The 26,102-nt window shown below is 44.4% G+C and carries 27 protein-coding genes and 1 pseudogene; 3 read left to right on the top strand and 25 right to left on the bottom strand.

What is annotated here, in order from left to right; genetic code table 11:
* The first annotated feature begins 118 nt into the window (after positions 1 to 118).
* Positions 119 to 520 carry a VOC family protein gene (locus tag BC351_RS17275; RefSeq protein ID WP_079413979.1) on the top strand — a complete coding sequence of 134 codons (402 nt, stop codon included), beginning with the start codon at positions 119 to 121 and terminating at the stop codon, positions 518 to 520.
* 117 nt (positions 521 to 637) lie between these two features.
* Here the strand turns inward: BC351_RS17275 and BC351_RS17270 are convergent, their stop codons facing one another.
* The 5 genes from BC351_RS17270 to BC351_RS42275 all read right to left on the bottom strand — a co-directional run bounded on the left by BC351_RS17270 (position 638) and on the right by BC351_RS42275 (position 5,238).
* Entirely contained in the window at positions 638 to 2,197 is a 1,560-nt protein-coding gene (locus BC351_RS17270; protein WP_079413978.1) for an extracellular solute-binding protein, read from the bottom strand.
* 34 nt (positions 2,198 to 2,231) lie between these two features.
* A complete protein-coding gene (locus tag BC351_RS17265) occupies positions 2,232 to 3,095 on the bottom strand; it encodes a carbohydrate ABC transporter permease (RefSeq protein ID WP_079413977.1) in 864 nt (287 codons plus the stop codon).
* 13 nt (positions 3,096 to 3,108) lie between these two features.
* Entirely contained in the window at positions 3,109 to 4,083 is a 975-nt protein-coding gene (locus BC351_RS17260; RefSeq protein ID WP_144028430.1) for an ABC transporter permease, read from the bottom strand.
* Between the two features lie 90 nt (positions 4,084 to 4,173).
* Positions 4,174 to 5,079: a Gfo/Idh/MocA family protein gene (locus tag BC351_RS17255; protein ID WP_244209056.1), complete on the bottom strand. Its 906-nt coding sequence runs from the start codon at positions 5,077 to 5,079 to the stop codon at positions 4,174 to 4,176.
* A gap of 18 nt (positions 5,080 to 5,097) precedes the next feature.
* On the bottom strand, positions 5,098 to 5,238 hold the full coding sequence (locus BC351_RS42275) for a hypothetical protein (RefSeq protein WP_158082125.1): 141 nt from the start codon (positions 5,236 to 5,238) through the stop codon (positions 5,098 to 5,100).
* A gap of 333 nt (positions 5,239 to 5,571) precedes the next feature.
* On the opposite strand from BC351_RS42275, the gene BC351_RS17250 reads away from it, so the two are divergent.
* On the top strand, positions 5,572 to 7,794 hold the full coding sequence (locus tag BC351_RS17250) for a helix-turn-helix domain-containing protein (protein ID WP_079413975.1): 2,223 nt from the start codon (positions 5,572 to 5,574) through the stop codon (positions 7,792 to 7,794).
* 210 nt (positions 7,795 to 8,004) lie between these two features.
* Here BC351_RS17250 and BC351_RS17245 read toward each other — a convergent pair whose 3' ends face one another.
* The 7 genes from BC351_RS17245 to BC351_RS17215 all read right to left on the bottom strand — a co-directional run bounded on the left by BC351_RS17245 (position 8,005) and on the right by BC351_RS17215 (position 15,976).
* Positions 8,005 to 9,579, bottom strand: coding sequence for a P-loop domain-containing protein (locus tag BC351_RS17245; RefSeq protein WP_079413974.1), 1,575 nt, complete (start codon positions 9,577 to 9,579; stop codon positions 8,005 to 8,007).
* Positions 9,580 to 10,054: 475 nt separating this feature from the next.
* The gene (locus BC351_RS17240) at positions 10,055 to 11,398 is read right to left on the bottom strand and encodes a hypothetical protein (RefSeq protein ID WP_079413973.1); all 1,344 of its coding nucleotides are present in this window, start codon (positions 11,396 to 11,398) and stop codon (positions 10,055 to 10,057) included.
* Between the two features lie 117 nt (positions 11,399 to 11,515).
* The gene (locus tag BC351_RS17235; RefSeq protein WP_158082124.1) at positions 11,516 to 11,800 is read right to left on the bottom strand and encodes an S-layer homology domain-containing protein; all 285 of its coding nucleotides are present in this window, start codon (positions 11,798 to 11,800) and stop codon (positions 11,516 to 11,518) included.
* 119 nt (positions 11,801 to 11,919) lie between these two features.
* Positions 11,920 to 13,104: a phospholipase D-like domain-containing protein gene (locus BC351_RS17230; RefSeq protein ID WP_244209055.1), complete on the bottom strand. Its 1,185-nt coding sequence runs from the start codon at positions 13,102 to 13,104 to the stop codon at positions 11,920 to 11,922.
* Between the two features lie 168 nt (positions 13,105 to 13,272).
* Complete coding sequence (locus BC351_RS17225; protein WP_079413971.1) at positions 13,273 to 14,067, bottom strand: SDR family NAD(P)-dependent oxidoreductase; 795 nt, start codon at positions 14,065 to 14,067, stop codon at positions 13,273 to 13,275.
* 29 nt (positions 14,068 to 14,096) lie between these two features.
* A complete protein-coding gene (locus BC351_RS17220) occupies positions 14,097 to 15,149 on the bottom strand; it encodes an AraC family transcriptional regulator (protein WP_079413970.1) in 1,053 nt (350 codons plus the stop codon).
* Positions 15,150 to 15,406: 257 nt separating this feature from the next.
* A complete protein-coding gene (locus tag BC351_RS17215; protein ID WP_079413969.1) occupies positions 15,407 to 15,976 on the bottom strand; it encodes an SF0329 family protein in 570 nt (189 codons plus the stop codon).
* Positions 15,977 to 16,210: 234 nt separating this feature from the next.
* Here BC351_RS17215 and BC351_RS17210 point away from each other — a divergent pair, with 234 nt between their 5' ends.
* Positions 16,211 to 16,795: a DUF3888 domain-containing protein gene (locus BC351_RS17210; protein WP_079413968.1), complete on the top strand. Its 585-nt coding sequence runs from the start codon at positions 16,211 to 16,213 to the stop codon at positions 16,793 to 16,795.
* Between the two features lie 60 nt (positions 16,796 to 16,855).
* Here BC351_RS17210 and BC351_RS17205 read toward each other — a convergent pair whose 3' ends face one another.
* The 13 genes and pseudogenes from BC351_RS17205 to BC351_RS17145 all read right to left on the bottom strand — a co-directional run bounded on the left by BC351_RS17205 (position 16,856) and on the right by BC351_RS17145 (position 26,091).
* Entirely contained in the window at positions 16,856 to 17,767 is a 912-nt protein-coding gene (locus BC351_RS17205) for an aminoglycoside phosphotransferase family protein (protein ID WP_158082123.1), read from the bottom strand.
* Between the two features lie 79 nt (positions 17,768 to 17,846).
* Positions 17,847 to 18,278, bottom strand: coding sequence for an immunity 22 family protein (locus BC351_RS17200; protein WP_079413966.1), 432 nt, complete (start codon positions 18,276 to 18,278; stop codon positions 17,847 to 17,849).
* Positions 18,279 to 18,479: 201 nt separating this feature from the next.
* The gene (locus BC351_RS17195; protein WP_079413965.1) at positions 18,480 to 18,935 is read right to left on the bottom strand and encodes a DinB family protein; all 456 of its coding nucleotides are present in this window, start codon (positions 18,933 to 18,935) and stop codon (positions 18,480 to 18,482) included.
* A 331-nt stretch (positions 18,936 to 19,266) separates the two neighbouring features.
* Positions 19,267 to 19,710: a DUF7674 family protein gene (locus BC351_RS17190; RefSeq protein WP_244209054.1), complete on the bottom strand. Its 444-nt coding sequence runs from the start codon at positions 19,708 to 19,710 to the stop codon at positions 19,267 to 19,269.
* Positions 19,711 to 19,738: 28 nt separating this feature from the next.
* Positions 19,739 to 20,362: a hypothetical protein gene (locus tag BC351_RS17185; RefSeq protein ID WP_079413964.1), complete on the bottom strand. Its 624-nt coding sequence runs from the start codon at positions 20,360 to 20,362 to the stop codon at positions 19,739 to 19,741.
* Positions 20,363 to 20,784: 422 nt separating this feature from the next.
* Positions 20,785 to 21,210: a hypothetical protein gene (locus BC351_RS17175; RefSeq protein WP_079413962.1), complete on the bottom strand. Its 426-nt coding sequence runs from the start codon at positions 21,208 to 21,210 to the stop codon at positions 20,785 to 20,787.
* 102 nt (positions 21,211 to 21,312) lie between these two features.
* Positions 21,313 to 21,609 carry an NUDIX hydrolase gene (locus BC351_RS17170; protein WP_079413961.1) on the bottom strand — a complete coding sequence of 99 codons (297 nt, stop codon included), beginning with the start codon at positions 21,607 to 21,609 and terminating at the stop codon, positions 21,313 to 21,315.
* Positions 21,596 to 21,640 (bottom strand): annotated as a pseudogene (locus BC351_RS44355) (hypothetical protein); the annotation flags it as partial. The gene BC351_RS17170 and the pseudogene BC351_RS44355, both read right to left, overlap by 14 nt.
* Positions 21,641 to 21,900: 260 nt before the next feature.
* Positions 21,901 to 22,362, bottom strand: a complete 462-nt coding sequence (locus tag BC351_RS17165) for an NUDIX hydrolase (RefSeq protein WP_079413960.1) — start codon at positions 22,360 to 22,362, stop codon at positions 21,901 to 21,903.
* A 128-nt stretch (positions 22,363 to 22,490) separates the two neighbouring features.
* Complete coding sequence (locus tag BC351_RS17160; RefSeq protein ID WP_079413959.1) at positions 22,491 to 23,300, bottom strand: metallophosphoesterase family protein; 810 nt, start codon at positions 23,298 to 23,300, stop codon at positions 22,491 to 22,493.
* A gap of 89 nt (positions 23,301 to 23,389) precedes the next feature.
* Complete coding sequence (locus tag BC351_RS17155) at positions 23,390 to 24,196, bottom strand: tyrosine-protein phosphatase (protein WP_244209052.1); 807 nt, start codon at positions 24,194 to 24,196, stop codon at positions 23,390 to 23,392.
* Between the two features lie 66 nt (positions 24,197 to 24,262).
* On the bottom strand, positions 24,263 to 25,138 hold the full coding sequence (locus BC351_RS17150) for a carbohydrate ABC transporter permease (RefSeq protein ID WP_079413957.1): 876 nt from the start codon (positions 25,136 to 25,138) through the stop codon (positions 24,263 to 24,265).
* A 14-nt stretch (positions 25,139 to 25,152) separates the two neighbouring features.
* Complete coding sequence (locus BC351_RS17145) at positions 25,153 to 26,091, bottom strand: ABC transporter permease (protein ID WP_079413956.1); 939 nt, start codon at positions 26,089 to 26,091, stop codon at positions 25,153 to 25,155.
* Between the last annotated feature and the right edge of the window lie 11 nt (positions 26,092 to 26,102).

The raw sequence follows: 26,102 nt of genomic DNA, 5'->3' as shown, positions 1-26,102 counted from the left end.
TTTGGATGCTCTTTATTTGATTTGCATCCTTCACTTTTGCGTTTCCAGATTCGCTTCTGCTGCCAGAAGTAGAGTATAGTAGGAATAGTTTGAAAATATATTCTAGGAGGCTGCAGCCATGTCACAGGATATTTGGATTAACCTGCCGGTCAAAGATGTTGAGAGGTCAACTGCCTTTTTTAATGAGATTGGACTTCATGCGGTGAGTGTTGGTAACGAGAGAGCCAAGCTTGCCATAGGCCAAACAACGATTCTGCTGTTCCCGGTTGAGGCGTTTGAGAAATTTACAGGTTCAAAAATCGCAGATACTTCCCATAGCGCTGAAGTAATATTTTCCATTGGCGCTGACAGCAGAGAAGAAGTTGATGCCTTTATTCAAAAAGTTGAGTTTGCCGGAGGAAGAATCTTTGGCAAGCCGAGTGAAACTGACGGCTGGATGTACGGCGCAGGATTTGCCGACCTGGACGGTCACCGCTGGAACCTGCTGTACATGGATGCAAGTAAAATGCCGAAACGCTAATAGGGCAACGCCCGTGTTACTGCTCCCGTCGTTCGTCAGATTGTTCCATTACCACGCCGACTCCTCTCCATGGTTCATAAATAAACCCAGCGCCTTAACGCGCTGGGTTTATCAACATTATTTTTTGGCAGCTTGCGAACGGTCATAGGCTGATTTGTACACGCCAACGACCTTGTCAACGCCAATTTTTTTCAATTCATCCACGTACGTGTTCCACTCGCCCAAATCGCGCTGTCCCGTAATAAATTTGGCAAGCGCTTGGTCGCGCGTTTTTTGCAGCGTCTGACCGACCGTCGACACAACTTCCAACTCTTGCTGGGTCAACGCCGGACGAGGCTGCTGCTTGCTGTCATAGTTGACCGCTTGCTTATAAGCATCCTGCAGTTCTGGGGATGACAAGGATAAATGCGCGTCATAATCGAACCATGTGTACGTGCCGTCTGTGGAAAGGCCAGTTTTCTTGCGCATATCGGATACGTCAGCGTAGTTGCTGGTAAATTTCTTTTTACCGTTATCGTCGCTGTACGTTTCGCCTGACTTACCCCAGCTCACTAGATCTAGCCCTTCCTTCGTATAGAAGAAATCCATATAGTGCATGATGTCTTTAATATTTTTGGAAGTCGATGTGACCATGATACCATTTTCCAAAAATTGCGTGTAAGCATTCTTTTGCAGTCCCCCCGGCCAGCCAGCCGGAGTCGGCATAAACAGCAAGTTATAGGACGGATTCTGCTTGCGCATCGGCAAGTTATAGAAATCCACGCGGCTAATGTAGTCCGCTGTCACAAACGAACGGTCCGTAGACATCAAATCCTGCCATTGCTTCGTGTCGATCGTCAGAAAATCAGGCGGAATCAAGCCCTCTTTATAAAATTTGTTCAAATATGTGATCATTTTCTTGAAATTTTCTTCGATTGGACCATAGCGCCATTCTTTTTTATCAAAGTCAAAATAAACATCGTTCGCGCCGTCATCACTGCCGGTACCGAACGCCGGAGCAAAGTTGCGCAGGTAGATCAGCCCTTGCCGCCAAGCCAGCGGATAACTGTCCGGATAAGCCTGCTTCAACGTTTTGAGCACCGTGTACAGCTCATCCCAGTTCGCCGGCGCCGTCAGCCCGTTCTTCTTAAATACGTCTTCACGGTACATCCAATTCATCCGGTTCGTCTCTCCGATCCCGTGGTTCGGAAATACGTACATTTTGCCGTCGGACGATATGGCATTTTGTGTATCCGTCGGGAATTGTTCCACCCATTTTTTCAAATTCGGCATGTCATTCATGTAATCGAGAATGTTGACAAGCGCTCCTTGCTGCCCGAACTTATCGGCTGTTTTCTTGCTTTGTGTGTAGAGCATATCCGGCATATTGCCTGAAGCGACCGTCAAATTCAAAGCATTGTCCAGCTGCGCATCAGGCGGAACCTGCACGTTCAACGTGACCCCCGTTTTCTCCTTAATGTATTTCCAGACCGGCCAATCCTTGTTGTATGGCCAACTCGCATTCGAGTAATCGAGAAAGGTAAACGTATGCTCTTTAATAGGAGCAGCGGAGGCTTTATCGGCAGGTGCGGCCGAGCCGCCTGCAGGCGTGGGGCTTTCCCCTGATTGGCTGGAGCATCCTGAAACAACAGCTACGGTCAGCGCTGCGGTGAGCGCCCAATTGAGAGTCTTTTTCATAGCGATCAATCTCCCTTTTCAGTGGTTTAGTGGACTAGCCTTTTACCGATCCGATTAAAGCTCCCTTGACAAAATACTTCTGCAAGAACGGATACACCAAAAGAATAGGAACCGTTGACACGATGATGGTGGCATACTTCAGCGGCTCATCGAGCACCTGGTTGTCACCGACGTTGCTGCCGCCGTTCAAGACCATTTGCGACGCCATGACAATGTTGCGAAGTACAACCTGCAGCGGATACAGCTGGTCGTTGCGCAAATATAACAGCGCTGAATAGAAGTTGTTCCAAATGCCGACGGCATAGAAAAGACCGATCGTAGCCAGCGAAGCGGCGGATAGCGGCAGCACGATGCGGGCGAAGATGCCGATGTCGGTAAGCCCGTCCAGCTTCCCTGATTCTTCTAGTTCCTTGGGAAGCCCCAGAAAGAACGTCCGCATAATGATGAGGTTCCACGTGCTGACGACTGACGGGATAATCATTGACCAGAACGTGTCCACTAGCCCGAGGCTTTTTACCACGAGAAAAGTAGGAATCATCCCGCCGTTGAAAAACATCGTGAACACGATCATCATCGTCAGCGGCTTGTGGAATACCATCTCTTTTTTCGACAAGGCATAAGCGCCGGCAGCCGTAATGAGCAGGGATAGCGGAGCACCGATCACGACGTACAAGATCGTATTGCGGTAGGAAGTCCAAATGCGGTCATCATGCAGGACCACGGAATAAGCGTTTACATTCAGCCCCTTGGGCAGCAAGCTGATTTCGTTCTTAATGACATATACATCGCTGCTGAGCGACACTGAAATCATGTACAGAAAAGGATAGAGGGTGGCAACAGCGATGCCCAGCAGGAATAAGCTGATGAGAATATGGGATAGCGACCATTTACGCTTCAACTGGCATCCTCCTTTACCATAAACTCGTTTCGCTGAACTTGCGTCCGGCAAAATTTGCCGCATAAATAAAGATCAAGCTGATAACTCCTGTAAATAAATCTACGGCGGTACCATAACTATAATTACCCAGCGTAAGCCCCATGCGGTATACAAATGTACTGAAAATATCACCGGCATCATACGTGGCTGGATTCATCAAAAGATAAACTTTCTCGAAGCCAATATCGATAATATGGCCGATATTCAAAATCAGCATAATGACCATCGCCGGCATAATGCCCGGGATTGTCACGTTCCAGAGCTGCTTCCAACGGGTCGCACCATCGATGGCCGCCGCCTCATACAGCTGTGGGTCGATGGCTGTCAACGCCGCTAAAAAAATGATCGAGCCCCAGCCCGCATGCTGCCAAATGTCAGCGAGCACATAAATCGGCCGAAACCATTGCGGCTGCACGAGCAGATTCACCGGCTGCCAGCCGAGCATCTTCACGAAGTGTGCCACGATCCCCGTCGTGGGAGACAAGAACATGACGACCATCCCGATGACGACGACGTTGGAAATAAAATGCGGCACATAACTGACCGTTTGGACAAAACGTTTGAAAAACAAGTTCTTGACTTCGTTGAGGCATAACGCAAGGATGACGGGGACAGGGAAGCCAAATAGAACAGTGGAAACGCCAAGCAGGAACGTATTGCGGAAGAGCTTCAGAAAATCCGGACTTTCGAAAAACATTTTGTAATATTTGAGACCGATCCACGGACTGGCCCACACGCCTTTGAACAAGTTGTAATCCTTGAAGGAGATAATTAGGCCGAACATCGGCAAGTATTTAAACAGCACATAATAGATCAAACATGGCAGAAATAAAATCAGCAAGTACTTGCTGCGGTTCAGCCGTTTGAGAAAGAGAGACCGCTTGTTGGACGGCACGCTAATTGGCAGTGCATCAGGCTTGACTTCAATGGCAGGATTAACCGGCTCCATGCGCATCCCCTCTTTCGTCTGGCACCTCCCCATAGGTGTCCGTATTGACATACAACGTACATGCTGGGTGACGACCTAAGTGACAACAGCTCATAACTGCACCGTCAATCCCGTTTCCCGGCTCTCATTGGCAGCCTCCAGGAAGCGTATGATTTCCAGCGTCTCACTTGCCGCAACATCAGGCACGCCGGTTGCGAACATCTGCATCACCTGTTCCAGCAGGCCGGCATAATACGGCTTGGCCACTGCGGCTGTGTTGACGAACTGCGTGCCTTTCTCGCGATGAACGAGCCCTCCGAACGTCTTATTTCCCCGGCGGTTGCCGCGAATCGTGCCCACCCGTCCGTCCGCCCATATTCCGACGACTTGATCGTGATCGGCGTTCGTCGTCGTCCGCACTGATTGGCAGCCCGCGCCCATCGTGCGGAACAGCATCTCCGCCGTATGGATGCCGTACCAATAAAAGCCCGGCTGCGTTGGTTGAATTTCGAGCGGCCCGTAATAATCGGCGCCGATAACTGCGCCCTGCTCAGCATCCTGCAGTGCTGCGGTCAATGCCCCCGCATAGCGCAGCGCCGAGCAGCTCATCATCGGGAAACCGTACTCCCGGCTTAGTGCTGCCATGGCCCGTGCATCCTCCGAGTTCACCGCAAACGGCTTATCGACGAACACCGGCTTGCGGCTAGCTGCGATGGCTTGCAGCTGCTGCAAGTGCAGACGGCCGTCCACCGACAACAGCAGCACCGCATCGCAGCGCTCGGCCACTTCAGCCGGGGAATCCATGATGCTCACACCGTAGTTGTCCGCCAGCTCTTGGCGAAAGCCGGTCAGTCGCGACCAGCTGAGCTCAAAGTCCGGCGAGCCCCCAGGATAGGCGGCGACAATGCGCCCTCCTGGCACGTGATATTCTTGTGTATGATCATTCAGTAGCTTCGCAAAAGCGGAGACATGCGACGTATCCAGCCCAATCATGCCGATTTCTAACGTAGATTCCACCTTGAGCACTTCCTTCCGTTAGTTCAAATAGATTTCTTTGCCTGTCCGCGTCGATTCGCAAATCGCCAGAATCAGGTCCACCGACTTTCTTGCTTCTTCACCGTTCACCAACGACTCCCTGTTTTCCTTCACGATTTCTAAAATATCGTCTACAAACATGTAATGACTATCCGATGGCATATTCGGCGGCTGTGAGCGCTATCAGCTTATCCATTAACATATGGCTTCCCGCTTCGGCACAATCCAGCATCGTTCCCCCCCTAATCAGCTTCATTGGCCTGCCATGCCCTGATTGTATGCTCCTCACCAGCCTGCTGCCTATCCCCGCTATTTCATCTGGCTCACCTAATTTCGGAAAACCGTAAAACAGTGAAGAATTCGAAAAAGTGGTGATTAACGCTGGAAGCCGCTGCATGTTCAAAGCTGGCGTTCTCAGTTATAATTTATTTGTAAACACGGATTGGCTAATTGCAGGAAGGAGGGAACCCGTCCATGATGCTCTCTAATCTCAAGCTTCGGGCAACTGTGAATTCCTTGTTCATCCGGTTGTTCGCCAGCTTTCTCATCGTCGTCGTTATCCTTGTTTCCTTTAATTTCTTCTCCTTGACGTTCTCCAAGAACAAAGTCCGGGACGAAGTCATTAATTACAACACTTTGAACTTGAAGTCGACAGCAGACAATTATGAGAAAGAATTCGAGCTGATTAAGAACCAACTCTTCAATTTCTATTTCAATGAGAACGTGCAGCTCTTGTACTTCGGCGGGAACTCCATCAACTATGACATTGCCGCCAAGACGATGCAGGACATCCGGCAAATTACGGTGAATCCCCTGCTGTTTTTGGATAACTTAATCCTTTATTACCGAAAGCCCTCGCTTGTGCTGGACAAAAACTCCATGACCGCAGACAGCACGTTTTTCAATAAATTTTACTCCAGCAAAGATTATCCGCTTGCCTTCTGGCAGTCGCAATTCCAAAGTCAAACGAATTTTCGCGTCTTTGCGCCATCCAATTTTTACGACATTCCATTTGCCAATGATTACAATTCCCTAGGTCAAGCTTTTCCGGTCGTCGTGAAGAACACCTGGTCCCAGGACTTTTATATGGCTGCTTTTCTCGATATACGTAAAATGTTTCAAGCTTACCACTTGTCCATTAATGACAATTTCTTCATTCTGGATGCGGACGGCAAGCAATTGTTCACCTCTTCCACGGATGCCAATCTCGGCGCGCCCCCGGCCTACGACTCGGCCAAAGCCTATACGAAAAAAGATAACTATTATTACTTTTATCGCAAAGGGTCTGTTTCTGGTCTCATTTATGTCAACGTCGTGCCTGATGCCTTCATTGCCTCTCAAGTGAAATTAAATGTCTCGCTCGTGTCGCTGCTCATTATTTCCTTGGGCATCAGCATCGTGGCGTCACTGCTCTTCAGTTTCGGCTTTCATCAACCGATTCGGCGCATGGTCGCTTCTTCTAAACAAGCAAATTCGTCGGTGCCGGTTCACAGCCGCATTCGCGAGTTCAACCAGCTTGGCAGCCAGATTAACCGTATCCACGAGGATTTGAACAGTAAAAATTCTCAGCTGCAAAGCTTCGCTTATATGAGCAAAGTGAAGAAAATACGCAGCAATCTGGAGATGGAATTCGTCGACAGACCTTATGTCATCGTACTTTTTGAATTAACGTATATGAAACGCGATCAAGACTATAAACGAATTGAGCAAAATTGGTCCTATTATATGAGGCAATTCATCGAGGTCGAATTCAAAAAGCATTATTCCGAATCCCTGACATTTCAGATTGAATCGAGCCGGATTCTGAGCGTCATCTTCATGGAGGAAAGCGATTATCCCGCTTTAAAGCAATTGTTAAGTCAGATGAAGCACATCTTCGACTTTGATAAAGAAGAAGTTTACGTTACGATGTCGGTCAGCTCTTTCTACACGAGTGCAGCGCAGATGACCGAAGCTTATGATGAAGCGCTTAAATTCAGCAAAAATCGTCGTCTCAACAAAGAGACGCAAATTATCGACGGCATGGAGGCGCCAGGGCTAGTATCCATGTTCCTGCCGCCGCGGCAGGAACATGAGTTTGTTGTCAATTTGCAGGCCGGCAATGAAGCTGAAACGCTTCAAATCGTAAACCGCTTCCTCGCCCAGCTGTACAAAAAAGCAGCGACATCGCTGCAATTCTACCATTTTGGCGATGAAATCATTCATAAGACGCTGAAAATTTTAACCGCCATCCAGGCGGACTATAGTCACTTGGGGGATCAGGCCGTGCTGCGCGAGCAGATTTTCGACTGCCATACATATGAGCAGCTAGCCGCCTACTTGGAGAAGTTTCTGACCGCCGCGGTGGATTTAATTCACCGGAAAAAGGATGAACGTGATCCGATTACGGCCTTTGTTTTTGAGCATTTGGAGAAAAATTATAGCGGAGATATTACGTTGGAACTCGTTGCTGATTTGCTCAACATTTCGAGCGGCTATTTATCGACGTATTTCAAAGATAAAGCCGGTGTCAATTTCATCGACTACCTGAACGATCTGCGGATCCGCAAGGCCAAGGAGATGCTGCTCGAACCAGGCTCGCTCATCCAAGACGTCGCGCGCAAGGCGGGGTACCAGAATATGAACTCGTTCAATCGGATGTTCAAAAAGTTCTCCGGCATCACGCCAAGCGAGTTCCGGAAGCAGGCGCTGCCATAGGGGCGCTTGGGGCGGTGGCAGAACGCCGAATGAGAAAACCTCTATCGAGGCCATTCAAAGATGAGCGACCGCGTTTAGAGGTAGGTTTTATCGCCAAATAGAAAGACGTTTTCGGGAACCGAAAACTTATACTTTCTATTGTGGTAAGAAAAACAAAAAATCCGCTCATGCGGATTTTTTTGTTCATTATCCGTAACCCGCGTTAGAGGGCTAGTCTATAAAATCCAAATGTTTCATTCGGTTTATGACAGATAATACTTCATTAATTCTTGGTAATTCAAGCCATCTTTCAAAACCAGGAAAAAAGGAAGAAAATACAATATCCACGCCTTCTCTCTCCATATCTTCGAGAGCTTTTTTGATCTTTTCATGAAGAAAGATGAGGCGATCCTGATTACTTATAGCGATTTTTCGAATTAAAAAGGCAATAGCTGCAAGCTGGGCGTGTGATGTGATATTGTAAAGCCCTCTGATATCAATTTGTTCATCGCCTATCATCAAGTATCCCATCGTTGAAACCATCAGCTTTTCTGTACCACTGCCCTGTGGATAGCTCGAAAAGTGATCGGCGGTTATGTTTCTTTCTATCTCCCATTTTGTATGGGGGATGCGTTCGCGTGGTTTGTCGTGTTCACATAATTTTTTTGCTTCCTGGGTTACGTTTTTTGGCACAAAATTGTCCATCAGGATAATTTGATCAGCAACGGATAAAAATTCACCGCTACCTCCAATAACAAGAACGGAAGATACGTGAGCAGCCTCATAAAGCTCCCTAACACGTTCCGTAAAAGGTGTAATGGGTTCATGCTTGATTAATGAACGCATTTTGATGTCTTGAATCATAAAATTCGTCGCACTTCTGTCTTCATCAATAAGAAGAAGCTTACATCCGACGTTAATTGCCTCCATAATATTTGCAGCTTGAGATGTGGAACCTGAGGCGTAGTCAGTCGAGAACTGTTCAGCCGAACTATTGGGTATCCATTTGATGAAAGGCGTAATATTGATATTTTTTATGGAACGGCCTTCCTCAGCAGATATTTCCATTGCACTTTGATCTGTTATCACAAATTCTCGTCCGTCGCCTGTGCAATGGTTGTAAATCCCCGAATTTAGTGCATCCAGCAATGTGCTTTTACCCGAATAACCACCGCCGGTGATGACTGTCACACCATGTTTTATTCCCATTCCTCGCAAACCACAAATTTCAACTTCATTATCTTCCGGGGATATAAAAGGCAAGGCACCCTCCAGTGGCCCGCTGCCCTCTTTATTTCTTGGCAAAATGCTGCCATTCGCAATAAACGCACAATAATCATTGGATTTGAGCCATTCGCGAATCAGATTTTGTTTTTTTACCAATTCATAGGTAGCATTTAATTTGATGATATCGAACTTGGCAATTAACTCCTCCACTTCTTTTGGAAGCATTTTGCAGAGCATGCGCATAGCTTTATCATTATTCTTGAATGGAAGTTGAACTGTAATCATTAAGCATAGATAGCATTTCTCCGAGATGACCTCGACAAAGGAGGCATTACGTTGCAACACCACATTGGTTGGACGAAAACAATAAAAAGCACCATTGTCTTTATCAGAACGTGACCGGTTATAAATCATTTCATTTAATGCCTCAATATGATTCACCCATTTTCTTAATGCAAAATCTGAGAGAACGACTTGATCCATATTTTCATCTAAGCCGAGACGTTCAAAAGGTATTTTTATGGTGATACATGGTTTATCCAGTGTGAGTTTATGTGTCCGTTCAATGTGATAGGCCACATCATTATTCCAATAGGTTGGGTCAGATATCGTCCCTCCTTGATCATAGTAGGAACCTTCGTAAATACTACTGTAAGATGATTGTCCGGATTGTAATGAGCGAAAATATTGAGCGAGTCTTTTAATAAAGCATCATCCTTTCATATTTGAAAAGCGGTAATTGTTGCCTTGACCAACTTTTTGTCCTAAAAAAATGACAGCCACTCCGTGAGTGGCTGTCATAGACGAGCAAGAAAGCTTAAACGTTCCTTCTGCCTAAAAATAAAAGCCCTGAGAGTGAATCCTACCCTCAGAGCCTAGTGTAATCGAAAAAAATAACTAAAAAGCAGCATGAGGATAAGACGTATATTTTGTTGTTTTCATTGTCCTCACCTCGTTACGATTTATTTTTGCAACAACACAATAATAACATTAAGATCATCCGCAATATAGGGAAAGATTAATTATAATTAACTCAAACAAGGATTCCATCATATCAATCAACCTTGTTTACTCTAATCTCCGTCGTATGATCCTTGACATCCGATTGCAGCTCCACGATGTAGATTCCGGTACTGGAGGCTTTGAATGGAGTCGTTCCCGCAAGCTTCTCATCCACTAGCACTTCTTTGCCATCAGGTCCGAACACCGTCATTTTTCTTTTTGCAACAGTTGGGATAGCAGGATCAGGACTAGATGTGAAATGATCTTCAAATCGTGCTTTCGTTGGGTCATACTTTTGCTTTATTAATTGTTCGTCTGTTATGAACGTATAGTCCTTCCCCTCCTCCAGCCTCAATTGATAGAAGATCCCTGCGTTTGAGTTTTTCTTATAATCGGTCTTCCATTCTCTTTTCACCCATTCGATTGCATAAGCATGATCGACGGAGCTTCCATCCATTACGTTAAACGATACGATCGTGCTCGCAGGGGCTGATAACCTTATCACACATGTACAGTTGAGTGTATAGGGATCCCCATTAAGTGCGGAAATGGTGGAATCGATATTCGTTACATCGTGTCCTGGTACTGCTTCAATCTTTATAGGCGCACCGTATCTATCAAAATAGTAGCTTGAATTCTTCGGCGGAACCCACTCTTTATATACTTGCACAAGCTGATAGCTAACCGCCCCTTTGGCTTGAACCATTATCGGATTGTCCGGGCTAGCCTCGATTTTGTAGTAGAGGCTTTCTTCTCCAGGGAATATTTGATCGGAGTGCCCTACTCTAAGGTTGATCGGGTGATCCATATCCAACCCAACCTCAAGTAATCTGAGCGTAATCGCTCCCCCCTGCAGATCCGGTCGAACCGTTCCATATACGATCCCATCTGATTCTGCCGTTACTTGCATTGTACTGAGATGTCCTTGATTCAATACAGTTCCTTCCGCATTCGACATCACCATGTCTAACACGGCCTGATTTTCACCATGTGCTTCCAGCATGTATGTCTTATGTTTCTTCAGCTCTGCCTGGACTAACAGGGTCTCGCCTGCCTTGACATTGACTGTGACTTCTTTCGGATGAGACGGGTCAAGACTTAGGGCATGCTCTTGTTTCCCCGCATTGGAACTCGTCAAGATTGCTCCTGGTTGAGGATTGGTTTCATGAACGATATTACGGCCTACATCGGCCGATGCCCTCCCTTGTTCCCAAGTAAGCAACGTAAGGCTGAGCAGCGCGGCTGCCTCCCCTCGACTTAAAGGAGCCTGCACGTCATTCAATATCGACTGCATCGGGAGGGAGAGTATGTCCTTGCGAAAGAAGGCCAACGCTCCCCCAGACCAATCCTGTTCATTCTTCTGTATAGCGTCGCTCGGAAACAGCCTGCTTAGCATAACTGCCGCTTCCTGCTTGCTCACATGCTGCTTAGGTCAGAAACTTTCCTCACTTGTCCCTTGGATAATACCGCTTCTGTATGCTGAAGAAATATAAGGCATCGACCATGCCTCGGTTCAGTCCTGAAACGGAACGTCACCATTTGCGGCTGGCAAACCGAACACCGTTACGGCCAGCTTGGCGAACTGCTCCCTGGTCAGTGGCGAATCGGGAGAAAATCGTCCGTCTGCCGTTCCTTCGACCAGCTTCCGCGCCGACAGCTCTTCAATATAACTTTTATAAAGATATCCATCTGGTACGTCCTCATACTTGCTCGAGTCTGCTAACACTGAAGATCCAAACATCAGCCCACAAATTCCTAGAATACCTACCATCCCGATAAGCTTCTGTTTTCGAATCATTTTCATTCTCCTAATTCAATAAGTTGTGTAGGTAGAATTCTAGCTTTGTTTTTGAAACCCTTTAATTTAACAAATTTTCCATCTAAGTCGTCTGTTTTGCCCCCTCATCAACACAATCGCTAGAGATAAAAAGAGACTATCGAAATCGTCCTCTCCAATAATCGATCCCATATATTCAATTCGTCAAAATAAGTATCAGGAATACGCTTTGATATCCGAAAATCATCCTGTAACTTTTGCTGAATCTCCGCTATAATCGGTCCATCATAAATCAAGCATACTGATTCATTATTAAGATAAAAGGTGCGAGTATCAAAATTAGGGGTACCCGTCATCACATACTTTCCATCAATGCTCAAAACCTTTCCATGAAAAAAACCGTTCTGATATAAATAAATTTCCGCCCCATGTTTCAAGAGTTCTCTTAAGTACGGATATGCAGCTTGTTTTATCAAAGGGAAATTACGATTAAGCGGAACTAAAATTTTTATAGAAACACCTCTTTTTCTTGCCTCAAGCAGTTCATTCTCCATTTTCTTTCCTGGAATAAAATAAGGTGAGGCAATCACAATCGAATTACTTGCCTTCATTATCCAGTCTTGATATCGCTCTGCCAATCCTTTTCCGTCCGTAAATAAATACTCATAACGCGTATTTCCATTATTGAGGAAGCCAGTATGAACAGGAAAACTGTCACCCGCGTTATTTTTCCAATCAAGCAAAAATTGTCTTTCCATTTCTTGAGCGCCGTCACCACGGATACGAAAGTGATAATCCTCCCAATGGCCAAAGCGCTTATCTTGATCTAAATGTTCCTTTCCCATGTTAAAACCGCCAATATATGCGGTCGTCCCGTCAATCACAATAATCCGGCGATGATTCCGATTTTGTAAAGTATAGAACAAATGAGGAAACTTAGGCTTTCCGCTAAACGTAAATTGCACCCCAGCCTTTCGTAATCTTTCTCGCATAGATTTCTTCAACAGAAAGCTTCCCATTCGATCTGTCGATAACTTAACTTCGACTCCTTGTTTGGCCTTATCCACCAATAAACCAAGGAATTTATTACTAATTTCATCGTTTCGGATGATAAAAAAATGTATATAAATGTACTCTTTCGATTGTTGAATATCGGAAAAAAGCGAATCATATAAATCTTGTCCCTCATTATACATCTGAAAATCGGCATAGTGGAAAGGACTTTGTTTGGCTACAGCAGCTTCTTTTACACCTTTTTCAATGTCTAGATAAACCCATCCTATGAGTAAAAATAGTAACAAAGGTACAAATAATACCTTTTTCACATAAAATTCTCCCTTTTTGTGATTACTATTATCCGGGAATGGCATTTTTATGCAGTACAAATAACAGCCACTGCGTAAGTGGCTGTCATAAACCGGCAAGAAAGCTTAAACGTACCTTCTGCCTATAGGTAAAAGATGTCCCGCGTCCGTCATTTTAACCGGGCATGATTAGTAAATCGTTGGGACCATTCCACCGTCCATACGGATCGGGGAACCTTTGAATGGTGCTGCATATGGGCTGCATACAAATGTCGCAAGTCTGCCGATTTCGCTTGGTCTGATGAAACGCTGCAATTCGGATTGCGGGAGATTGGCGGTCATGAAGGTTTTTTCTTTTTCCTCAAAGGTCATGTTTTCGTCCTGAAAGACGCTTTCGATGATCTGTTGTACATTCTCCGAAAGTGTTGGTCCAGGCATAATCGTATTGACTGTTACCTCCGTCCCTGCTGTCAATTTGGACAGACTCTTTGATAAAGAGAGAAGCATGGACTTGGTTACGGCATATTGCGGCATTTGTCCGGAAGGCATCACCGCTTCTTCGCTCGCAATAAAGATGATCCGACCAAAGCCGTTATTCAGCATGCTGGGCAAATAGAACTTGGAAAGCCCGTTTGCAGCAAGTACGTTGGTCTGAATGTATTTATCCCACACGGCGTCGTCTACGTCATCATAGGACATGATCTCATAAATCCCAGTGTTGTTGACCAAAATATCAACATGCGGGAACTTTTCTAACAATGCTGCCCTCTCAGCGACATTTACGATATCGGCTGCCGCATTTTGCGGAGAAGTATTCGGGTACGCAGACTTGATTTCGCTGACTACGCGCTCTACCTCTTCGTGATTTCGTCCATTAATAAGGACGTTGACACCTTCTTTGGCCAACTCGATGGCAATTGCTTTGCCAATTCCTTTCGTTGAACCTGTTACCAACGCCGTTTTGTTGTTCAATCCCATATCCATGATGCATTGCTCCCTTTTCTGTTCTTCAATCAATGAATATTCAATCTATCCGAAAGCATATCTTCTACGTTAACATGCGCCTCCGCATGTTCGCTTCGCCACTTGGCAGGCGTATCGCCTTCCCAAGCGCGAAATGCGCGGTAAAACGAATTTTGGTCTTCATATCCGAGCAGGAATGCCACTTCCTTGATATCGAGCGATAAATCTGCCAAATACAGAAGTGCCTGTTCATGCCTTGCTTGTGTGAGCAGATGGTTGAAACTTGTGCTCTCTTCGGTTAGTCGGCGCTGCAACGTTCGTTCGCTCATCCCCAATTCCTTGGCGATCGTCTGTATATCGGGACGTCCACCGCTGAAGCTGCGCTTCATAATCCATTTGACCATGTCCGAAACGGAACAATTGCCTTGATGTTCTTGCAGCGTGCGGTCGAGTGCAGGGGTCAGAATCTCAAGCAGCTCTTCATTATAGGTAAGAAATGGACGATCCAGATCTCTCCGATGTAGCGTCAAACGATTGCGATCGGCATTCGTTCGGATATGGCACCCAAAGTAAGATTCAAGAACTTGTACATCTCCCATTGGTTGGGAAAACTCTACAGTTCTGGCCGCCAGATACTGACCTGTGCCCCGCCGTCCTAATTCAAGCAGGAATGCCAGCGTGATACCCACCAGCAATGGTGGACAAGATTGATCGGTAATGAGCCATTCCAAATCGATGGTACATTCCTCGCCATCTTCAATCATCCTCAAGCTATCGGGAGGACAGAGCTGTTTATATCGGACCATCCGTTGCAAAGCATCGCGATAATCACGGGCGTGATAGGTTGCCAATATAGTTGGTGGGTATTTCGTTACATCATAAATGGTTGCAAGTTTAATCATCCCTTGGGCGATGTCACCGGCCAAGTCGGAATACGCCTGCCAGATTGCGTAATATTCGGCGGTGTTAACAGCCTTCTCGGAAATAATTGTGAGCGGCAATCCGGCTTTGCGAGCTACATCATGCGAGGCGATACCCAATTGACGCAGTCCTTCCCAAAACCCCGGCGGCATTTTGATTCGATCAAAGGAATGGGATGTCATTCTTTTGCACCTCCTTCTGGTAACTGATACATCCGCTCCCTGACTTACAGATATTATGTTACTCTTAACGTTCCGACATGTAACTAGCATAAGGTGCCAACATACTTGCAGATTGCGCCAATCGCAGTGAAACTGAACTGAATAATGAAGCTAACTGTCAGAAATAAACATACAACCGCATGAAAAATGCGACACCTCCCGGTAAATTCGGGTTAGGTGACGCATTTATTCGCTCCTGCCGAGCTGTTTATTAACTTTCATAACGTGCTAAGCCGTAGCTCATAAAAATACTGTACAATTGGATGCTTTAATTTCATCTTCTCGGCCATATTTAAAATTCGCTTTTTTCCAACTCTTCTGTCAACCAAAGCTAAAATATTCAATAAGATATCGTTGCTCTCTAGGCTTTCCTCTATAGAAATAGATAAAAACTTATTGGCTACAACAATAAAATTGGATTTACTTAATGCTGACTGTTCTGATAAAAGCTCCTTTGCATATTCTGATATTTTTCTATTTCTTGCAATTACTTTAAGACGATCCTCCGGAACTATCCCCTTGGTATCTTTTCTGACAGCTTCAATTTCTTCATTGTTGATAGGAATTTGGATATCTGGATCATTCTTTATTTCCAGCTCCGTATGATACCATTTGATTAAGGTAGTTATATCACTCATACTGAGTACATTCTTTTTGTCTACCGCAATATAACAAAGTCCTGCTTTATCAGGTAAATAACGGTAGCTAGTTGCGCGGTATTCGAACCTTCCATATAGCGCAGGACTGAGAAAGCTCTCCAGAAGTTGCTTCAATTTGCTCCAGGCCATGTAATCCTCCTAATTTAACGAATGCACTTGCCATCTAGCACCTTGAATTCCATAAAGGTTTCTATATCCTAATGAGGCAAGTCGTTCTTTTATCCATAATACAATAATCAACACTTCGATCATAGTGAACCTCCCCCACTTACTTGCTATTTAATTTATACGTGTTTTGAACATACAGTGCATTTGCTTCGTCAATTAGATAGAAAAATTTACATTTGAAGAGGAGAGGACGAATTGAAGAAACATTTTATTATAGGTGTGTTATGCGGTGCCTTCTTAATGGCAACAACTTCTGTATTTGCTTCGAGTATGATTGAAACAACAAGCTTTCCAAGTAAAGTTACTTTTTTTCTAGCTAACGGATTCTCCAAAGAAGTACAACTACAAGAAGGTGAAGAGGTGCTTAACTATAAAAATAAGGCTGAAAAGGCTCTTTCAGAGCAAACTTCCAATGCAGCTGGCAATAAGCCACTTGAGGACTCAAGGGAACTGCAATTACAAGATATGCTTGTCATAAGCCTACTTCCGCATATACAAGAGAAGCTTGCTGAGGAATACGCAGATGTAATTACAGTACCACCAGTTATTCATCCAGATTATGTAAATGTGAAGAGTCTTGAAAGGGTAGCTGCTTTCCGCGGTTTTGATTTTTTAATCACAATTGATGCTCAACCCATAGTCGGCCCTCATATACCTGTCGGCGAAGATGAACTTACATATCGGATCTCTCCGGCTGGAGTTGAGCTTAAAAACTTTGAACATCTTAGAGGACCCGTTAAGGATGACTTCCTCCCCAATTACCAAAATCTTTTGAAGTAACGGGAGTTCAACGATTGATGCGGAGAGGAACATCTAAAGTTTACTCATTTTTTTGATACCTCAATCAAGAATTTTGGCAAAGCGTTCCGTGATTTGGATGCCTCTGTGCCAATCCGTTCCTCCGTCTTCAATCGTCCAGCACGCCTCCAACACGCCTCGCGCTACACCCCACATCGCAATTCGACGAGGATCGAGTCCAAGGCGATCGGCCATACTCGTTATCCTGTCCCGAAGCACCTGCTCGCAGTCCCCACCCCGATCCTCGTAGTTAAGCAGATACTGGATCGTATCAAAATGGATGTCGCCAATGATACCTTTGGGGTCAATGACAGCCCATTTCTCTTCACTTTGGCGAAGTATGTTATCATGGTGCAGATCGCCATGTAGTAAGAGATTCTCGGTCGTGGTCGCGATGAGATATTCCAGACATTCTTCGGCATTCTCCACCCAGCTCGAAGGCAGTGGCATGTCATCTTTCATGTCTTTGAATCGCTCTCGGTATCGCTCAATTGCCAAGAAATGCTGCTTCATTGATGGGTACAGACTGCCAGTTGGTGGCATAAGGTGAAGGCGGCGAAATACTTCACAAAAGATGTCCGTCGCAAGTGCATCATTCTCAATTGTTGACAAAGGTAAGCCAGGCTCGGCCATCTCCAGCAGTGCTACTCCCCATTCCGCGTCTGCATCAAGCACATAAATTGCCCCTCGGCCCTCATAAGCGCGAAGAACACTAACTTCTCTGGACAACTCCTCCTTCATGAAAGATGATTTAAGGACGACTCGCTTCCCGTCGCTGCGCGTTCCGCGGAGCACAAAGTTATATGATAAATTTGAAAATGGATCGTGAGGGCTAAAGTCGTAGCGGCTTGCACAGTCGGCGATTAGCCTAGGCAGCGCCTCCGACCAGGCGACACCTTGCTCACCATGGAGTTCGTGCATTTTTTTAATAAATGTATCGGGTATTACAATCATGCCGGAATGGCTCCTTTCAGCTAAGTAGTCATTAAGAAGAGGAAATATAACTTTACTAACTCCTCCTACTCTATGGTTTCTAGTTAGTATGATAAATAAGATAGGCGAGAAGAACGGGGGAGGATCCACTTGGCGTAACAGGGGCCTCCATAAGAAGCAAAAACTCATTCACTGAACCGTAAGGCGAATCGTTAGCGTATAGTAATATAAAGGAATTATACCGGTTAATGTATTCCCCGAGATTTGAAGGTAGTTGTTCTGAGAAAGACTGATTCGAGCAATATTCATTGTACAAATAATTCGAGAATGATTGCCGCGATTCATCATCATTAATAAAATGTGTCTCCATAAAATCATTGTCTATACCCGAAATTCCGATACTTCTCATAAATCCAGATGCTTGTGCTTGTGCTTGTGCTTCCTCATCTTCGTCGTAACTAATCTCTACAAAAGACTTTAGGTCTTCCTCTGATTCATAATTAGCTGCCCATATTGCGACGACATTCTTCATTTGTATTCCTCTCTTCAAGGCTCGTAAACCTTGTTCAACTTTATCCTTTGATATGATCTCCAGTTTTTCCCCTGTCCTACATGTACAGGAGTCTCTTCAGTCGTGCCCCTGCCCTCACAAAGATAAATGTATTTCGGCATGCGCCTTATAACAACCGTTTCGGTAAAAGCTCTTTTTTTGCAAGGTGATTATTAGTCCCTGTTAGAGCCTCGCGAACGTGATGTAATCGATTTGGACAGGCTCTGCCGATTCGATCCGAAGTGCCCGGTTGATCTGTCCTCGGTGATATTGCCCATGTAAAAGGACCTGCAACAGGATGTCCCGGACGGACGTTTGGAACGGAACCCCACTCTGGTTCCTATAGTCGATCATCTCGTCCAACTCGGATTCCTCAAGGACTTCGATATAGATGCGATATTGCTCGGCGTTTTCTTCGAACATCGTCCGGATCTCCGTCAGGTCTTCCGCTTCCTCCCACAACAAATATTGCGCGCTGCCCGTGCACTGCAATCGGGACAGCCAAACTCGTTCCGCGACCGCGACGTGCCGAACCAGCTTCAGAAGGTCTTTGTTCTTCGTCTCACTCTCCTCGAGTGCGTCCAAGATGCGTCCGTCCGCCCAGTACAGGTGGTCCATCATTCGTTTGATCGTCTTCATTTCGGTTTCCCCCTCTTTGTTTCATCGATTACTTGAACCTACTGTTATCGTTAGCTTAATCAATGTAATAATTATCCTTTTGTTTAAGCCAATTTACAATGATGTTCTAAATGTTATTGTTGGCAACTTGCAATAGGCTTCATTATCAGAATATGGGTCGATAATTCTTTTTGTCGGAAAAGTAACTAACAATTATGGCTCTTTGCATAAAACATACACAACTCCCTTTTTAACTTTTCTCTATGAAGTTATAGTTCCTCGTTGGCTCAACACTGACTTATTTATTTGAGTGTTCCGCTGGTGAAAAGAAAACCAGAGAAGTCTGTGCTGACTAGATTCTACCTAATACTTTATCAGCTTCTATTTGAAGTTGTATCGTTTTAGTTCCCATGTATTTCTGTGCAGTCCCTAGAATCGCCCTGTCGTTCCCAAGTATTTCCAATGCCGTAATTGAAAAAATGTTCTTTATGTGAGCATCTTCATCATTTGATACTTCTTCAAAATATTTAAAAATACTTTCTAACAAATTGATGTTTCTTTGCTCACTTAATAGTTTAATTATTTCAGGCATGAAGATGTCCTCAATTATCACAGTTTCTAGCACCTCACCGTAATCCGCGATTGATTTTCTATACGCATCATCAGTTGACGGTAAGAAATCTAACATTATTCTCAAGAATTCTTCCGATTTTTTATTCATAACCACCAACTCTTTAAACAGTCTTATTGCATTCTCTAAATCATCTCTTAAAGCATTTATCACTTTAATTTTCATGGTATTTCATTCAGACTGAGCGGGGAACTTAACTTACCACCAGATTGAACCACTTACAGTATTTCAAAAATAACATTTCTTTTTGATCATCATCGAACATACAGAGTACCTTTTCAAACGAATACTTAAAAAACTCCAACAAATCCATCTCGATAGCTTCTAGTTTATTAATTAAGTCATTTCGATTGTATTCTATATAATACATTTTCTGTAATTCTTGCTGGGATAAATCTTTTCTCATCGTGCCAAAATAATCGTCAGACCAAACTCTTACCGAATCATTTATGTATTCCAAAGTTGGGAATGGATCATGACCAAGCCATACATCCTTTTTACTTAAGACCGCTTCAAGTACTTCTCTCCAATTCTCAAGCCCACAGCAACAACTCGGAAGAATCGCTTTTCCTTCATCCTCAAAGGCTATACCACCACTTATTGCTATTTCATCAATGGCTATCAACTCATTTAATACCTCAGTAGGCTCTCTATCCGTATCTATGTTGTTACACCCGCATAGCAACGTAAAAAATAGAATGGCATCTTCTGGTGTAGAGGATCTTGAAAGATAATTAGTTTCCCTGTATTCAACATTTGATAACCAAGAGGGCTGCTTAAAATATGTATCTTTTATTACTGCACTAACTTTCCCCATTATATTAACACCTCATGATTTATTGTCTAAAAACAGATTAACATTAATTGGTTTATCCCACTACACTAACTAACTCTTAATTTCAGAATTAATACATATTTGCTTAGATATTCATCGAGATGCTCATAAAATTTATCGAAGGCTGCTTCATCATCAATGCAATTATTTTGTATTATATGTGCCCAACTATGGGCTCCATGGAAATAATAAAAATCCTCTATATATTCCTGAAATCCGTGCGTATTGTAATAATCCCTTTCAATATCAAACAAACAATACTGATAACCATGAAGAAAGTGCCAAAGAGGTGTTAGTGACTTTCTTCCGATAAAGCTTTCAATCCTTATTTTACCGAACATGCTAGAAGCCGCGACTTTTAGTTTATTCAGCATAGTTCTCTAATTAGTTTAATCTCCTAAGCTTTAAACAATTGTTGCACAGTAACCTGATTCCTTACCTTTTTCAACTGCATTGATATAACCATCAAAGTAATATGGTATCTCATCTTCTTTCCCATTCTGAATTCTACCTCTAACTTTATCGAAAGCAAAAATTGAAATTGAAAATTCCGGCTCACCAGTAACTAAAACAGGTTGTTCTCTATCTTGTATCCAATAGTACTTCCCACCATAATTCCTTCTTGCTACTTCGAAAATGTAACTTCCAACCATAGAAGAAACAGAATCCAAAGAATCATTATCTATTTCATATTCACATAATTCTTCAAGAATATCGTCTACTTTACGTAGGCTTTGTACACTAAAATCAAAATTCCCTTTATCAGAAAAATTATTTGTAAAGCTTTCTGCCGTCGAAATAATGTCCAGTTCTAATCTACTACTTTGCATAAATTCTAGCCTCCCATTACTGTCTATTGAACAAACGTTCTCCCGTTATTTCAAGAACTTGTCATACTTCCTCGTTAGTAGAACCAGGGATAAGACTCACTTTTATTGATCATAGCTTTTTCTTATAACTAAATGGGATACTGTTACTATTCTATCTAAAAGAAAATCCAATATACCTTCTGGATATAACGGTTTTTGTTTCAATTGCTCAAAGGTACGCCAAGTTAATTTTATTTCTTCTCGCTCGTTATGATTTAATGTTTCCTGAATTTGGGCATCATTAATTGCCCCCCAATGTAAGATAGTGCAATCATGTCTCTTTTTTCCGTCATACTCAACTATGCTTTCATTAAGACACGCAAGCGAGCCAATTTCCGATTGTAAATCAAACTTCCTCAATTAGTTCTCTTTTAATAGCTTCTGCCGCAGTTTCTCCGAATTCAACATCTCCACCAGGAAAGCGATAAAATGATTCCTGTTTTCAAGTTAATCCCCCTTTATAGAATACTGCCTTAATACAAATTATTCCATGCTACATTCCGTTATCCTGCCCTTTCGTTTAATAAGAAAAAGAGACCCACAGCAACGGGCTGTGGGTCTAAGTTTATATTTTAAAGGGGGTCGACTCTTATTATATTCTTGAATGATGAATGCCAGATGAAAATAAGATTTCAATCATGTAACAATTACTTAGCTCTCGTTTTCCGTTAGTTTCTCGTGCCAATCCCAAAGTGTTTTAGCCTTATCAAACACCCAATTCAAGTCCACATAGCCTCGTTCCATGTGAAGTCGAAGTGCATCTTCCCATGCGAAATATTGAGCACTTTCAACTTCGTTAGCTTGGTGGACAGGCTCAGCTTGTTCGTCGATGGCTTCAAGAACGAATAAGCGGACCTGCTTTCGAACGGTTAACCCTTTTCGTTTGATAGGATATTCAACGTTCCCAAGCAGTGAAAGGATCCTTGATTTAATTCCTGTTTCTTCGAAAATTTCTCGGACTGCCGCGTCTTCCCATGTCTCTCCGAATTCCAGATGGCCTTTTGGAAAACTGACATGTCCATATCTGTCATCAATGAGTAGCACTTGGAATCCCGTCCGTGCCTTGCGAAGAACTAATCCCCCCGCGGCACGTTCAATGAGATTCTCTGTCATAGTAACCCTCCTATGTCAATACAAGCCGAAAGCATATATCCGTTGCTTGTGATTACAAAATTTTAGTTCTTCTACTCTATAACCTTATTATACCAAATACTCAGATAGAATTTCATAAGGTCCAGTGGCTATATCATTCGAGTGCTAGGAATCCGCATATATTCAGCGCGCGAACGCGGAAGATCGATTGACTGAACTACAATCCCTTCTTCGCTTACCGTGACGATGTTGTACCCACAAATATCGATAAACTGAAAGTGCTCCTTGCCTTCTCCCAGCTCCGCGGTGAAGGCGGTACCTGCGGCTGCGACGTGGAAGATACCCTGATAGGTTCCGAATAAGTTCGAGTGAATATGTCCAGCAAACATACCGATAACATCCGTCCCAGCGACAACGCGAGCAACCTCATCACGGTTCTCGACGAGCAATCCTTTTGCTGTAAAGCCGCCGAGGCTGAACAATGGATGATGAAGGGCGACGATTGTGCCTTTGGGTGCCGGCGTTAGAAGTTGTTGCTCCAGCCAGGCCAATTGAACTTCGTCGATTCGACCGCCAGGCTGATTGGGAATTTGGGAATTCAGGCCAATTAGACGCAATCCGTTAATGTTTTGAACATAATAGTATGGATCTTCTGAGGGCGCTTCGCCAAGATAGCCTTGACGGAAAGCGGAGAGATGATCGTGATTACCAAGGACAACATAGACGGGTACTCCGAGTTGCTCGGAAGCTTCGTCAAACAGAGAGCGAATGAAGACGTAATCTTCCTCATCCCCTCCATGAGAAAGGTCTCCTGTGACTAGAACAAACGCGGGGTCAACTTTGGTTTCGCGAATATGACGAATGGTTTGCCTCACCTTCTCATAATGTTTGGAATTGGGAAATTGTCCTTCCTTCCCTGGGGCATTTAAATGGGTATCGGTTAAGTGTACGAATCTCATAGTCTACCTCTATCCTCTCTATACTTAATATTACTTTTACAAAGCTGTCTACCTATATATTGCTAGGATTTCACAATTCTCAAGACCCATTATGTCAAACACATATTTTGCAGAGTTTCTCGTTTGGACTTCGTCAGGCCGAATTCCTCGTAGAAATAGGTGTTATAATCGCCGTACGTCTTCTTGATCGATCCGAGAGCCGCATCCATGTACGCCTCTTTGATTTCAAGCATCAGTACGATGTTTTGCAGCTCAGCTTCATCCGCATGTTCGGCAAGGCGATCAAGGAGGTTCCGGTTGAATTCTTTCATCGTTACGTTAGTTAAGAGATAGTCTTCCATGACGGTGCTCTCCGGAACTCCGAGCGCCATTAAGATTAATGCGGCCCCGACTCCCGTCCGGTCTTTGCCGGCCGTACAATGATGCAGGAGTCCGAGGTTGTCCGTGTTCTGAATCGTTGCCATCAATCGTTTGTACGACGGATTGTTGATCGGGAACTTCGTGTACAAGTCTATCATTGTCGTGTCGGCCCGAAACGACTTGAAAAATCCGCTCTTGATCAAGTCTATGAAAAAGGGGTTTTTACTCGAATCGCTTTCCGAGTCTGACGGTACGTTCATTCGAGGACGCTGATGTGCTTCGATTGCTGGGATTCGGATATTGATTACATCATGAATAACTGGGTCTGGCTTTTTTTGTGCTTCATAATCGTCGCGGTAATCGAAGATCGTTCGTATATTCAAAGCTCTCAGGGATTCCAGATCTTTTTCCGTCAATCCAGTCAATTCGTCGGAACGATAAAACAAACGATATTTAACCTGACGTCCGTCTATCGTTCGATAGCCTCCCATGTCTCGAAAATTATTGGTTCCTTCAAATGGAATTATGCGTTGCACGTCTATGCACCTCATTATCTTTTTTTGTCTCTGTTTCAAGTCTTCTAAGATGGTTGACAATCAGAGTCAGCCTTTTACAGCGCCTACAGTTAAGCCTTTTACAAAATATTTCTGAAAGAATGGGAATACAAAAAGCAGCGGAACGACCCCGATCGCAGCTATGGCCATGCGCATAGAGGCAAGTGGAAGTTGATTCGTCACGACAACCTCCATTGATGACTGCAAATACTGCGCATCTACCAAAATCCGATTGAGCAGGTTTTGAAGGCTGTAGTAACGGCTGTCGGTAATGTAGATCAGTCCGTTAAACCAATCGTTCCAGTACTGAATCGTATAGAACAACCCGATTGAAGCCAAAACCGGCGTCGATAGAGGCAATACGATTTTCGTGAAAATGTTCCATTCATTTGCGCCGTCGATATAAGCCGATTCGATAATCGGCTTCGGAATCGAGGTTGCGAAAAACGTTCGCATCAGGATGACGAAAAAGCCGTTCATTAACAAACTCGGAAGGATCAGCGCCAATATCGTATTTTTCAAATGAAGGAAATTGGTGTACAGCAAGTAGGTCGGTACAAGGCCTCCATTAAAAAGCATCGTGAAAAATACGTAGAAAGCCAGCATATTCCGAAACGGCATTTCGGTCCGCGACAGAGGGTAGGCAAGCAACGCCGTTAGCGTCAATCCTGCAGCCGTTCCGACCGCCGTTACGAGAATCGTAATCCCGTAAGCGCGCAAAATATTCGCGGAGTCCGTCCACAAATACTCATATGCCGAAAAACTGAAGGTACTCGGGAAGAAGGTGTATCCATTCCGTATAATTTCCATGTCGTCTGTAAGAGAAGCGGAGACCAGCAACCAGAAAGGCATGATGCAGAGAAATGTAAAAACCAGTAAGAAGATGTTGATCGACCATTGATAAAGCTTTGGGGATGATGACACGGGAAAGCCCCTTCCTAGAACAGTGCATGATCTTTATTGAATTTTCTCACAACCGCATTGGAAGCTAATATAAGAACAAATCCGACGACGGCTTGATACAAACCTGCGGCTGAAGACATCCCGATATCGCCCATATTGATTAATGCGCGGTACACGTACGTATCGATCGTATTCGTGACCGGCATCAAGGCGCCTGTGTTGAGCGGAACTTGGAAGAACAGGCCGAAGTCGGAGTAGAAAATACGTCCGATCGCAAGCAGTGTCATAATCGTAATGACCGGCGCAATAATCGGGATCGTAATCGTCCGGATTTGCTGCCACCGGCTCGCGCCGTCTATTTTGGCCGCCTCATAGTACTCTGGATCGATGCCGATAATCGCAGCCAAATAAATGACACAAAGATGGCCTACGCCTTTCCAGGCGTGCACGATCGTCAGAATCCATGGCCAATATTTCGTTTCGCTGTACCACGATACAGGTTCAAGGCCAAACAGGGGGAGAAGAGTCTTGTTCATGAAACCTCTCTCGACGTCCAGGTAACCGAGTACGAGGTAGCCGACGATTACCATAGAAATCAAGTACGGAAGCAGAATGATCGTTTGGTAGAATCTCGATAACACGCGCTTGCGGACCTCATTCAGTAAGATCGCAAGTGCAATCGCGAGAACCGTATTCAAGGCAATAAACGAGAGATTGTACATCAGCGTATTGCGGGTAATGATGTAAGCATCTTTCGTCTTAAACAAATACTCAAAGTTTTTGAACCCGACCCAATCGCTCCCCCATATCCCCTTCGCGAAATTGATATCTTTGAACGCGATGGCGATGCCGAACATCGGCAAGTAATTGTTGACGAGAAAGTAAAGCAGCCCCGGAAGCGTCATGAGCACGAGCATCCGATATTTTTTTGCCTTCCTCATCTCAAGCCGCCATGACATTTTGCTTGCTTGCATACGTCTTAACC

The sequence above is a fragment of the Paenibacillus ferrarius genome (assembly GCF_002027705.1).
Classification (GTDB): Bacteria; Bacillota; Bacilli; order Paenibacillales; family NBRC-103111; genus Paenibacillus_E; species Paenibacillus_E ferrarius.
Note: the sequence above shows the minus strand (reverse complement) of the source record. Positions and strands in the feature narration are given on the sequence as shown.

Coding starts and splice junctions, on each gene's coding strand:
- BC351_RS17275 (WP_079413979.1), top strand. CDS start 119: ATGTCACAGGATATTTGGATTAACCTGCCGGTCAAAGATGTTGAGAGG.
- BC351_RS17270 (WP_079413978.1), bottom strand. CDS start 2,197: ATGAAAAAGACTCTCAATTGGGCGCTCACCGCAGCGCTGACCGTAGCT.
- BC351_RS17260 (WP_144028430.1), bottom strand. CDS start 4,083: ATGGAGCCGGTTAATCCTGCCATTGAAGTCAAGCCTGATGCACTGCCA.
- BC351_RS42275 (WP_158082125.1), bottom strand. CDS start 5,238: ATGTTTGTAGACGATATTTTAGAAATCGTGAAGGAAAACAGGGAGTCG.
- BC351_RS17250 (WP_079413975.1), top strand. CDS start 5,572: ATGATGCTCTCTAATCTCAAGCTTCGGGCAACTGTGAATTCCTTGTTC.
- BC351_RS17240 (WP_079413973.1), bottom strand. CDS start 11,398: ATGCTAAGCAGGCTGTTTCCGAGCGACGCTATACAGAAGAATGAACAG.
- BC351_RS17235 (WP_158082124.1), bottom strand. CDS start 11,800: ATGATTCGAAAACAGAAGCTTATCGGGATGGTAGGTATTCTAGGAATT.
- BC351_RS17225 (WP_079413971.1), bottom strand. CDS start 14,067: ATGGATATGGGATTGAACAACAAAACGGCGTTGGTAACAGGTTCAACG.
- BC351_RS17220 (WP_079413970.1), bottom strand. CDS start 15,149: ATGACATCCCATTCCTTTGATCGAATCAAAATGCCGCCGGGGTTTTGG.
- BC351_RS17215 (WP_079413969.1), bottom strand. CDS start 15,976: ATGGCCTGGAGCAAATTGAAGCAACTTCTGGAGAGCTTTCTCAGTCCT.
- BC351_RS17205 (WP_158082123.1), bottom strand. CDS start 17,767: ATGATTGTAATACCCGATACATTTATTAAAAAAATGCACGAACTCCAT.
- BC351_RS17200 (WP_079413966.1), bottom strand. CDS start 18,278: ATGAAGAATGTCGTCGCAATATGGGCAGCTAATTATGAATCAGAGGAA.
- BC351_RS17195 (WP_079413965.1), bottom strand. CDS start 18,935: ATGAAGACGATCAAACGAATGATGGACCACCTGTACTGGGCGGACGGA.
- BC351_RS17190 (WP_244209054.1), bottom strand. CDS start 19,710: ATGAAAATTAAAGTGATAAATGCTTTAAGAGATGATTTAGAGAATGCA.
- BC351_RS17185 (WP_079413964.1), bottom strand. CDS start 20,362: ATGGGGAAAGTTAGTGCAGTAATAAAAGATACATATTTTAAGCAGCCC.
- BC351_RS17175 (WP_079413962.1), bottom strand. CDS start 21,210: ATGCAAAGTAGTAGATTAGAACTGGACATTATTTCGACGGCAGAAAGC.
- BC351_RS17165 (WP_079413960.1), bottom strand. CDS start 22,362: ATGACAGAGAATCTCATTGAACGTGCCGCGGGGGGATTAGTTCTTCGC.
- BC351_RS17160 (WP_079413959.1), bottom strand. CDS start 23,300: ATGAGATTCGTACACTTAACCGATACCCATTTAAATGCCCCAGGGAAG.
- BC351_RS17145 (WP_079413956.1), bottom strand. CDS start 26,091: ATGCAAGCAAGCAAAATGTCATGGCGGCTTGAGATGAGGAAGGCAAAA.